General features: G+C 72.2%; 8 protein-coding genes. 6 read left to right on the forward strand and 2 right to left on the reverse strand.

Annotated features, from left to right (window positions below; translation table 11 throughout):
• Positions 1-180: 180 nt before the first annotated feature.
• On the reverse strand, positions 181-1,311 hold the full coding sequence (locus SZN_RS32735) for a LacI family DNA-binding transcriptional regulator (RefSeq protein ID WP_007503554.1): 1,131 nt from the start codon (positions 1,309-1,311) through the stop codon (positions 181-183).
• Positions 1,312-1,571: 260 nt separating this feature from the next.
• On the opposite strand from SZN_RS32735, the gene SZN_RS32740 reads away from it, so the two are divergent.
• The 4 genes from SZN_RS32740 to SZN_RS32755 are packed head-to-tail and all read left to right on the forward strand — an operon-like array spanning position 1,572 to position 6,696.
• On the forward strand, positions 1,572-2,933 hold the full coding sequence (locus SZN_RS32740; RefSeq protein WP_007503555.1) for an extracellular solute-binding protein: 1,362 nt from the start codon (positions 1,572-1,574) through the stop codon (positions 2,931-2,933).
• 21 nt (positions 2,934-2,954) lie between these two features.
• Positions 2,955-3,899 carry a carbohydrate ABC transporter permease gene (locus SZN_RS32745; protein ID WP_007503557.1) on the forward strand — a complete coding sequence of 315 codons (945 nt, stop codon included), beginning with the start codon at positions 2,955-2,957 and terminating at the stop codon, positions 3,897-3,899.
• A gap of 2 nt (positions 3,900-3,901) precedes the next feature.
• Positions 3,902-4,801, forward strand: coding sequence for a carbohydrate ABC transporter permease (locus SZN_RS32750; protein ID WP_007503559.1), 900 nt, complete (start codon positions 3,902-3,904; stop codon positions 4,799-4,801).
• Between the two features lie 59 nt (positions 4,802-4,860).
• Positions 4,861-6,696, forward strand: coding sequence for a glycoside hydrolase family 2 protein (locus SZN_RS32755; protein ID WP_007503561.1), 1,836 nt, complete (start codon positions 4,861-4,863; stop codon positions 6,694-6,696).
• Between the two features lie 225 nt (positions 6,697-6,921).
• Here SZN_RS32755 and SZN_RS39920 read toward each other — a convergent pair whose 3' ends face one another.
• A complete protein-coding gene (locus tag SZN_RS39920; protein WP_007503563.1) occupies positions 6,922-7,098 on the reverse strand; it encodes a hypothetical protein in 177 nt (58 codons plus the stop codon).
• A gap of 172 nt (positions 7,099-7,270) precedes the next feature.
• Here SZN_RS39920 and SZN_RS32760 point away from each other — a divergent pair, with 172 nt between their 5' ends.
• Entirely contained in the window at positions 7,271-8,467 is a 1,197-nt protein-coding gene (locus tag SZN_RS32760; RefSeq protein ID WP_007503565.1) for a spore photoproduct lyase family protein, read from the forward strand.
• A gap of 137 nt (positions 8,468-8,604) precedes the next feature.
• On the forward strand, positions 8,605-8,775 hold the full coding sequence (locus SZN_RS32765) for a hypothetical protein (RefSeq protein ID WP_007503566.1): 171 nt from the start codon (positions 8,605-8,607) through the stop codon (positions 8,773-8,775).
• The last annotated feature ends 34 nt before the right edge of the window (positions 8,776-8,809 follow it).

The following is an 8,809-nucleotide window of genomic DNA, read 5'->3' on the forward strand; positions in this document are numbered from 1 at the left end:
GGGTCGGCTCGGAACGGGGGCTTCGCCGCGTCGGCCCCGGCCCCGGCCCGGACGGGCCGGGGCCGGCCCGAGCGGGGGTGATCTCCGCCGCCGGGCACGCGGGTTGGGCGTGCGGTGCGGCGACTTCCCCGGCGCGGGCGGTGCGTTCGGGTGGCGCGTCCGTCAACTCCCTTGCCGCAATCAGGAGTTCGAGATGCCGGGAGTCCGCTGCGAGGGAGTCGGTGCCACCGGCGCTGACCCGGTACCCGCCCCCGGTCGCGGGACCCGCGCGATCCCCTCCGTGCTCTCCCGCAGTACCAGACTGTGCGCCACGACGAGGTCCTGGGGCGACCTCACCGCGGCCGGGGAGGCACCCGCGGCCGGGGAGCCCGCGGCCTCGTCCATGCGCCGCCGGAGGAGGTCGACGGCGACCTTCGCCACCGCGCCCTTGTCGGGGGCGACCGTGCTCAGGGTGGGCACGCTGAACCGCCCGGCCTCCACGTCGTCGAAGCCGATGACCGCGACCTCCTCGGGCACCCGGACGCCCTGTTCGTACAGGGCCCGCAGCGCGCCCAGCGCCAACTGGTCGTTCAGGCACAGCAGCGCGTCCGGGCGGGCGCCCTCGCGCAGCGCGCGGGTCACCGCCTCGGCGCCGTCGGGCATCCGGAAGGACTCGACGGGCAGCAGCGCGGCCGGATCGTATGCGATCCCCGCCTGCGCGAGCGCCGCCCGGTAGCCGCGGGTCCGGGCCTGCGCCGTGCCCTGCCCGGTGTCGCTGCGGCCGCCGATGACCAGGACGCGGCGGCGGCCGAGGCCGATCAGGTGCGCGGTGGCCTCCCGCGCCGCCTTCTCGTTGTCGATGGCGACGTGGTCGGCGCCCTCCTCCAGCAGCTCGCCGATCAGCACGGTGGGCGGGGCGTCCGCGCGGTCGCGCAGATCGTCCGGGGTCAGGGCGAGCGGGCTCAGGATGACGCCGTCCACGAAGCTGGAGCCGAAGCCGGACAGGGCCGCCAGTTCGTGGTCGCGGTCGGCGGCGGTCTGGTGGATCAGCACCGTCAGCGAGCACCGCTCCGCCTCCCGGACCACGTGCCGGGCGAGTTCGGCGAAGTACGGGACGTCGAGTTCCGGGATGACCAGCGCGATGATGCCGGTGCGGCCCTGGCGCAGATGGCGGCCCGCCAGGTTCACCCGGTAGCCGAGCTCCTCGATGGCGTCGCGGACCACGCGCCGCGTGCGGTCCGACACATGGGTGTAGTCGTTGATGACGTTGGAGACCGTCTTCTCCGACACCCCCGCCAGCCGCGCGACGTCCTTGATCCTCGGTCGTGCCACCGAAACCTCCCTGCCCGTGAGCGCTGCCGAGTGTATGTCCCGGCAGGCCGAGGACCGGCGGCGCGTCGCTCCCGCCCGCCGGGCCCTCGTTTTCCGGCCGCGCCTCCTGGCTCTTTACAGCCAAATGTACATCGATGTAAAAACGAGCCACGCACCGGTTCCGCCGGTGCGCCCCCGGCCGGCCCTGGGCGGTGGGACGCCGAGGCGACGGCTGCCCGCCGCAGGACCGGTCTGCGTGTCCGGCCGTCGGAAGGTCCGCGATGATCACCCGCTTCCCCGCTCCACCGCCAGAAGCCGCACCCGGTGCGGCACCCGGTCTCACCCGCCGCCGGCTGCTGCGCAACGGCACGGCCGCCGCCGGCGCGCTGCTCGCCGCGGCCCCGCTGTCCGGCTGCGCCTCATCCGCCGCCGCGGACAACTCGGCGCTCAGCGTCTGGGACCTGTTCCAGGGCGGCGACGGCATGCTGATGGACGACATGATCAAGGCCGTCTCCCGGGGCCCGCGGGGCTTCGACGTCGAGCGCACGATCCTCGACTGGGGCCCGTCGTACTACACCAAGCTGGCCATGTCCGCCGCCGGCGGCCGGGCCTCCGACGTGGCGATCATGCATCTGTCCCGGCTGGCCGGCTACGCGCCCGGCGGGCTCCTCGACCCCTTCGACCTCGACCTGCTCGCCGAGTTCGGCGTCACTCGCCGCGATTTCCTCCCGGGCGTCTGGGCACGCACCCAGCACGCCGGAACCGTCTACGCCGTCCCGCTCGACGTCCACCCGTTCATCGTGTTCTACGACGAGGACATCGCGGACAAGGCCGGACTCCTCGACTCCGAGGGCGAGCTGGCCGAGATGGGTTCCCCGGAGGCCCTGCTCGACGCGGGCAGAAAGCTCGCCGAGGCCACCGGGCAGAAGGGCATCCTCTTCGGGCACGTCACCGACACGGCCCAGAACTGGCGGCAGTTCGCCGCCCTCTACGCCCAGACCGGCGCCTCCTTCACCCTGCCCGACGGCGGGCCCCCGCAGATCGACGTCGACGCGGCGATCCGCGTCGTGACCTTCATGCAGCGGCTCTTCGACGGCCGTACCAACCCCAACAACCTGGACTACTACGGCTCGATCGCCGGCTTCACGGGCGGCCGCGGCGGCATGGCCATGCTCGGCGGCTGGGAACTGCGCACGCTCAAGCAGTCCAAGATCCGCCTCGGCGCCGCCCGCTTCCCCCAGGTCTTCGAGAAGCCGGCCGTCTACGCCGACAGCCACAGCTTCGTCCTCCCGCACCAGAAGAACCCCGACCCCGCCCGGCGCCGCGAGGCCCACCGGTACATCGCGGCGATCGTCAAGCAGAGCCTCACCTGGGCCGCCGCCGGCCACATCCCCGCCTACCAGCCCGTGATCGCCGAGCGCCGGTACGCCGCCCTCGACCCGCAGTCCTCCTACGCGGACGCGGCGGAGGTGGCCGTCCTCGACCCGCCGAACTGGTTCGCCGGCGCCGGCTCCAACTTCCAGAACCGCATGTGCCAGCCGCTCCAGTCGGCGCTGCTCGGCAACACCTCCGCCGAGAAGGCGGTCCGCCAGATGGTCCGCGAGGCGGACACGCTGCTGCGGCAGCCCAATCCGGTGGCCTGACGAGCAGAAGGAGTGACCCACGTGACCACCACCGCACCCCCCGGCGCCGACGCGGTGACCGCACCCGCAGGGGACCGCCCCGGCCGCCCGCGCGGGATCGGCCGCGGCCGTACGGGCAAGGGACCCGGCCTCGTCTTCGTCCTGCCGTTCCTGCTCGTGTTCGCCCTGTTCCTGGTGTGGCCCGTCGTGCACGGACTGTGGCTGAGCCTCACCGACAGCTCGCTGGCACTGCGCGACACCACCTTCGTCGGCTTCGACAACTACGCCGAGGCGTTCGGCGACCCGGACGTCTGGAGCAGTCTCGGCAACACGGTCGTCTTCACGGCCGCCTCCAGTGTCCCGCTGGTCCTGATCGCCCTCGGCATGGCCCTGCTCGTGCACAGCGGCCTCGCCGGGCAGTGGGTCTGGCGCCTCGCCTTCTTCGCCCCCTACCTGCTCCCCGTCACCGTGGTCACCCTGATCTGGACCTGGCTCTACCAGCCGGAGGTCGGGCTGGCGAACCAGTTCCTGGACGCCCTCGGCCTCGGACCCGTCGGCTGGCTCTCCGACGAGGCCGTCGCCATGTGGGCGATCGCCGCCCTCACCGTCTGGTGGACGGTCGGCTTCAACTTCCTGCTCTACCTCGCCGCCCTCCAGTCGCTGCCCGCCTCCTCCTACGAGGCCGCGGCCCTGGACGGCGCCGGAGCCTGGCGGCGGCTGTGGTCCGTCACCCTGCCGCAGCTGCGCCGCACCACGGTGCTCGTCGCCATGCTCCAGATCCTCGCCTCGCTCAAGGTCTTCGACCAGATCTACATCCTCACCAAGGGCGGCCCGAACGGCTCCACCCGCCCCGTCCTGGAGTACGTCTACGACGTCGGGTTCACCGGCTACCGGCTGGGCTACGCCTCCGCGGTCTCCTATCTCTTCTTCGCCCTCGTCATCGTCGTCTCGCTCGTGCAACTGCGTCTCTTCCGCCAGGAGGACTGACCGTGTCCGCCACCGCAACACCCCCGCGCCCGCGGCGCCGCACCCCCTCGGCCGCCGCGCAGCCCTCCCTGGTCCTCGGACACGGCCGGCTGCCGCGCGTCCTCGCCGGCACGGCGCTCGGCGTCCTCGCAGCCGTCTGGCTGCTGCCGTTCGTCTGGGCGGTCGCCACCTCGCTGCAGAGCGAGCAGGACGCCGCCTCGCCCGGTCTTTCCCCGGTCAAGGGCGCCCTCACCGGGCAGGCGTACCGGCAGATCCTGGAGCGCGGCAACGTCACGGTCTGGGCCTTCAACAGCCTCCTGATCGCCGGGCTGGTCACGCTGATCACGGTCGCCGTCTCCACCCTCGCGGCCTACGGCTTCTCCCGCGGCGCCTTCCGCGGCCGCAGGGCCCTGCTCGCCGCGACGGTCGCCGCCATCCTCGTCCCGCCGCAGCTGCTCGTCGTGCCGCTCTTCCGGCAGATGGTGCTCTTCAACCTGGTGGACACCTACGCGGCCGTCATCCTGCCGCAGGTCGTCGCGCCGATGATGGTCTTCATCCTCAAGCGCTTCTTCGACGCCGTGCCGCGCGAACTGGAGGACGCGGCACGCATCGACGGCGCCTCCGAGTTCCGGGTCTTCCTGTCGATCGTGCTGCCCCTGTCCCGGCCGATCGTCGCCGCCGTGGCGATCTTCGTCTTCATCGGGGCGTGGAACAACTTCATGTGGCCGTTCATCGTCACCAACGACCCCGGCCTGATGACCCTCCCCGTCGGCCTGGCCACCGTCAAGGACGCCTTCGGCATCCAGTACGCCCAGTCCATGGCGTCCGCGCTGCTCGCGGCCCTGCCGCTGATCGTGGTGTTCCTCTTCTTCCAGCGCCGCATCGTCGACTCCGTCGCCACGACCGGACTCGGCGGATCCTGACCCCGCCCCACCCGCAGGCCGGCGGCGGCACCGCCGGCCCCCGATCCACTGGAGCACCTGTGCCCACTCACTCCGTACCGCGCCCGGAGTACCCGCGCCCGCAGTTCGTGCGACGCGACTGGCTCAACCTGAACGGCGCCTGGCAGTTCGAGACCGACCGGGGGGACAGCGGGCTCGAACGCGGCCTGCCCGGCCGGGAACTGCGCGACGAGATCCTCGTCCCCTTCCCGCCCGAGTCCGAGCTCTCCGGCATCGGCGACACCGACTTCCTGCACGCCGTCTGGTACCGGCGCGCCCTCACCCTGCCCGCCGACTGGGCCGGACGCCGTGTGCTGCTGCACTTCGGCGCGGTCGACCACGACACCACCGTGTGGGCCGACGGCCGCGAGGTCGCCCGCCACCGCGGCGGCTTCACCCCCTTCACCGCCGACCTCGGCGACATCGCGGACGGCGGCGAGGTCGTCATCACCGTCCGGGCCCGCGACTCCAGGTCCGGCCCCCAGGCCCGCGGCAAGCAGGCCGTCCGGTACGCCAACCACGACTGCAACTACACGCGCGTCACCGGGATCTGGCAGACCGTCTGGCTGGAGCCCGTCCCCGAGGTGCACCTGCGGCGCCCGCGCATCACCCCCGACCTCGCCGGCTCCGCCTTCCACCTCGAACTCCCGCTCTCCGGCAACCGCCCCGGCCACCGGGTGCGCGCCGTCCTCAGCGACGCCTCCGGCGAGGTCGCCCGCGCCGAGGCACGCGCCGACCTGGACCTGGCCCCCCGGCTGCACCTGACGGTTCCCGACGACCGGCGCCGCGAGTGGAGCCCCGAGGACCCGCACCTGTACGCCCTCAGGCTGGAACTCCTCGACGCGGGCGGGCACCTCGTCGACAGCGCGGAGAGCTACGCGGGCCTGCGCGCCGTCGGCCTGCGCGGCAAGGCCGTCCTGCTCAACGGCCGCCCGGTCTTCCAGCGCCTCGTCCTGGACCAGGGCTGGTACCCGGACGGGCTGATGACCGCGCCCACCGACGAGGCCCTCGTGCGCGACATCGAACTCGCCCTGGAAGCGGGCTTCAACGGCGCCCGGCTGCACCAGAAGGTCTTCGAGGAGCGCTTCCTCTACCACGCCGACCGCCTCGGCTACCTGGTCTGGGGCGAGTTCGGCGACTGGGGCTGCGAGGTCGGCGGCTCCTCGGGCGACAACCAGCAGCCCGACGCCTCCTACGTCGCCCAGTGGCTGGAAGCCCTGGAGCGCGACTACTCCCACCCCTCGATCATCGGCTGGTGCCCGCTGAACGAGACCTACCAGAAGCTCCACGACCGCATCACCGCACTCGACGCGGTCACCCGGGCGATGTTCCTCGCCACGAAGGCGATGGACACCACCCGCCCGGTGATCGACGCCTCCGGCTACGCCCACCGGGTCGCCGAGACCGACATCTACGACTCCCACCACTACGAGCAGGACCCGGAGACCTTCCGGGAACTGATGTCCGGCCTCGCCAAGGGCGACCCGTTCGTCAACGCCCATGAGAGCGGCGCCCTTTACTCCCTTCCCTACGCCGGACAGCCCTACTTCGTCAGCGAGTTCGGCGGCATCTGGTGGGACCCCGAGGCGGCCGCCGCCCAGTCCGGCGAGGACCGCACCGAGTCCTGGGGATACGGCGAACGGGTCCGTGACGAGGAGGAGTTCCACGCCCGCTTCAGCGGCCTGACCGCAGTCCTGCTGGCCGACCGCGACATGTTCGGCTACTGCTACACCCAGTTGACGGACGTCTTCCAGGAGCAGAACGGCATCTACCGCTTCGACCGCGGCACCAAGCTGGACGTCACCCGCGTCCGCGCCGCCCAGCTGCGCCCGGCCGCCATCGAGGAGACCGGGGGGACGCAGGAGGGCCCGGCCTGACCCGGCGGGACCGCGCGAGCGCGCGGCCGCCGACGGCCCTGGAGCGACAGACGCGTCCCCCGGTCTCCGTCCTGGAGACCGGGGGACGCGTCAGTTTCCCGGGACGGCAGGCGGCGCACGACGCGCCGGGACCGCCCGCCCGGATCGTGCCTCCCGGGGCGGATGACAGGGGTGCCGTCGGGCAGCTCGCGCACCATCGGGATGCCCGGCCGGTGCGGCGCCCCCTCAGCGCCTGCGGCCCCGCGCCGCCCAGCCGCTGCCGATCCCCGCGACGTGCAGGGCCAGACACATGAGCCCGAGCAGCATGAAGTTGGTCGACGTGAAGACGTCGTTGGTGGATATGTCCGCCGCGTTGATGAGGAAGGAGATGAAGAAAAGGACCGCCGCGACAATGCCCAGCACGATGTGCCTCCTCGGTGAAGGGAGTGGATGGTTGGTGCCGTTCTCGCGTATGCCCCGGGTCCGCGCCCTCACGCACGGCACCGGCGCGCGGGCGTACGGCGGGCGATGTGTGCGCCGTACAGTGGAATGAACGGGTGTCTCCCGTCATCCCACCCTCCGCACGGGAGCACCGATGCACCACCCGGCCGGACCCCCGGACGACGACTCCGGCACGCTCTTCGGACTCGACGCCCTCGGCCCCCGCCCCGCCGGCGCCTCCCCCGGGACCGGCCGCCCGCCCCGTGCGGAGCCCCACCTCGACTCCGCCGCCGCCCGCCGCCTTCTGCCCGTGCGGGAGATCTTCGCCGAGCCCGCGGCCGCCGCGTCCCCGCGCGGCCGGCAGATCATCGCCCGCCACCCCGGCGCCCGGGTGACCCCTGTGCGGTCCCACTGGAACATCCCCGGCCTGCACGGCAACGAAGGCAGCGTCGAGCGCTGGGTGCGCATCAAGGGCGAGACCCTGGTCCTGGGGGAGAAGAAGACGCTCGCCACGCGTCCCAACGGCAGATCCGCGGACTGGATCGCCCCCGGCACCTCCAACGGCTGCGCCATGGCGTGCGCCTACTGCTACGTCCCCCGCCGCAAGGGCTACGCCAACCCCGTCACCGTCTTCACCAACATCGACCGTATCCTCGCCCATCTCGCCCGCCACGTGGCGGGCCAGGGCCGCAAGCCCGAGCCGAACCAGTGCGACCCCGAGGCGTGGGTCTACGACATCGGGGAGAACGGCGACTGCTCGGTGGACGCCCTGATCTGCGACAACACCGCGGACCTGGTCCACGCCTTCCGGCAGTGGCCCACCGCCAAGGCGTCCTTCGCGACCAAGTTCGTCAACCCCGGCCTGCTGGCCCTCGACCCCCGAGGCCGTACCCGTGTCCGCTTCTCCGTGATGCCGCCCGACGACTCCCGGCTGCTGGACGTGCGCACCTCACCGGTCGCCGAACGCGTGGCCGCCGCCGCGGACTTCCTCGACGCCGGGTACGAGGTGCACTTCAACCTCTCGCCCGTCGTGGTCCGGCCCGGCTGGGAGGGCGCCTGGGCCGAACTGCTCGACCACCTCGACGACGTCCTGCCGCCCCGGGTGAAGCGGCAGGCCGCCGCGGAGGTGATCATGCTGACGCACAACCGGGAGCTGCACGAGGTGAACCTCGGCTGGCATCCCCGCGCCGAGGACGTGCTGTGGCGGCCCGAACTCCAGCAGGCGAAGCGCTCGCAGAACGGCGCCCTCAACGTCCGCTACCGCGACGGCGCCAAGGGCGAGGCCGTACGCACCCTGCGCTCCCTCGTCGAGGCCCGTGCGCCGTGGCTGCGTGTGCGGTACGCCTTCTGACGGCGAAGGCGCCCTCCGACAGCCGAGCTGGTTCCAAACCTCTGCCGAATTCCCCAGTATTTCCTTCATAAACAAGGCAGTTTCAAAGATTGCGAGGGGATCGGTAGGGCATTCGGTGGGTCAGGAGGTTGATAACTATGGTTCCCCTGCTTCTTGTTCTGCTTCTCGCGGTCGTTCTGTTCGGTGCGGGCTTCGCCGTGAAGATCCTCTGGTGGATAGCGCTCGCCGTCCTGGTGCTGTGGCTGCTCGGTTTCGTCATGCGCTCCACGACGACCGGCGGCGGACGGGGTCGCTGGTACCGATGGTGACCTGACACCGTACGCGTAACGCCCCGGGGGCNCC

This window comes from Streptomyces zinciresistens K42, from assembly GCF_000225525.1.
Classification (GTDB): domain Bacteria; phylum Actinomycetota; class Actinomycetes; order Streptomycetales; family Streptomycetaceae; genus Streptomyces; species Streptomyces zinciresistens.

What these genes read in the sequence shown, in the direction of transcription:
- SZN_RS32740 (WP_007503555.1), top strand. Translation starts at nt 1,572, where the DNA reads ATGATCACCCGCTTCCCCGCTCCACCGCCAGAAGCCGCACCCGGTGCG.
- SZN_RS32760 (WP_007503565.1), top strand. Translation starts at nt 7,271, where the DNA reads ATGCACCACCCGGCCGGACCCCCGGACGACGACTCCGGCACGCTCTTC.
- SZN_RS32765 (WP_007503566.1), top strand. Translation starts at nt 8,605, where the DNA reads ATGGTTCCCCTGCTTCTTGTTCTGCTTCTCGCGGTCGTTCTGTTCGGT.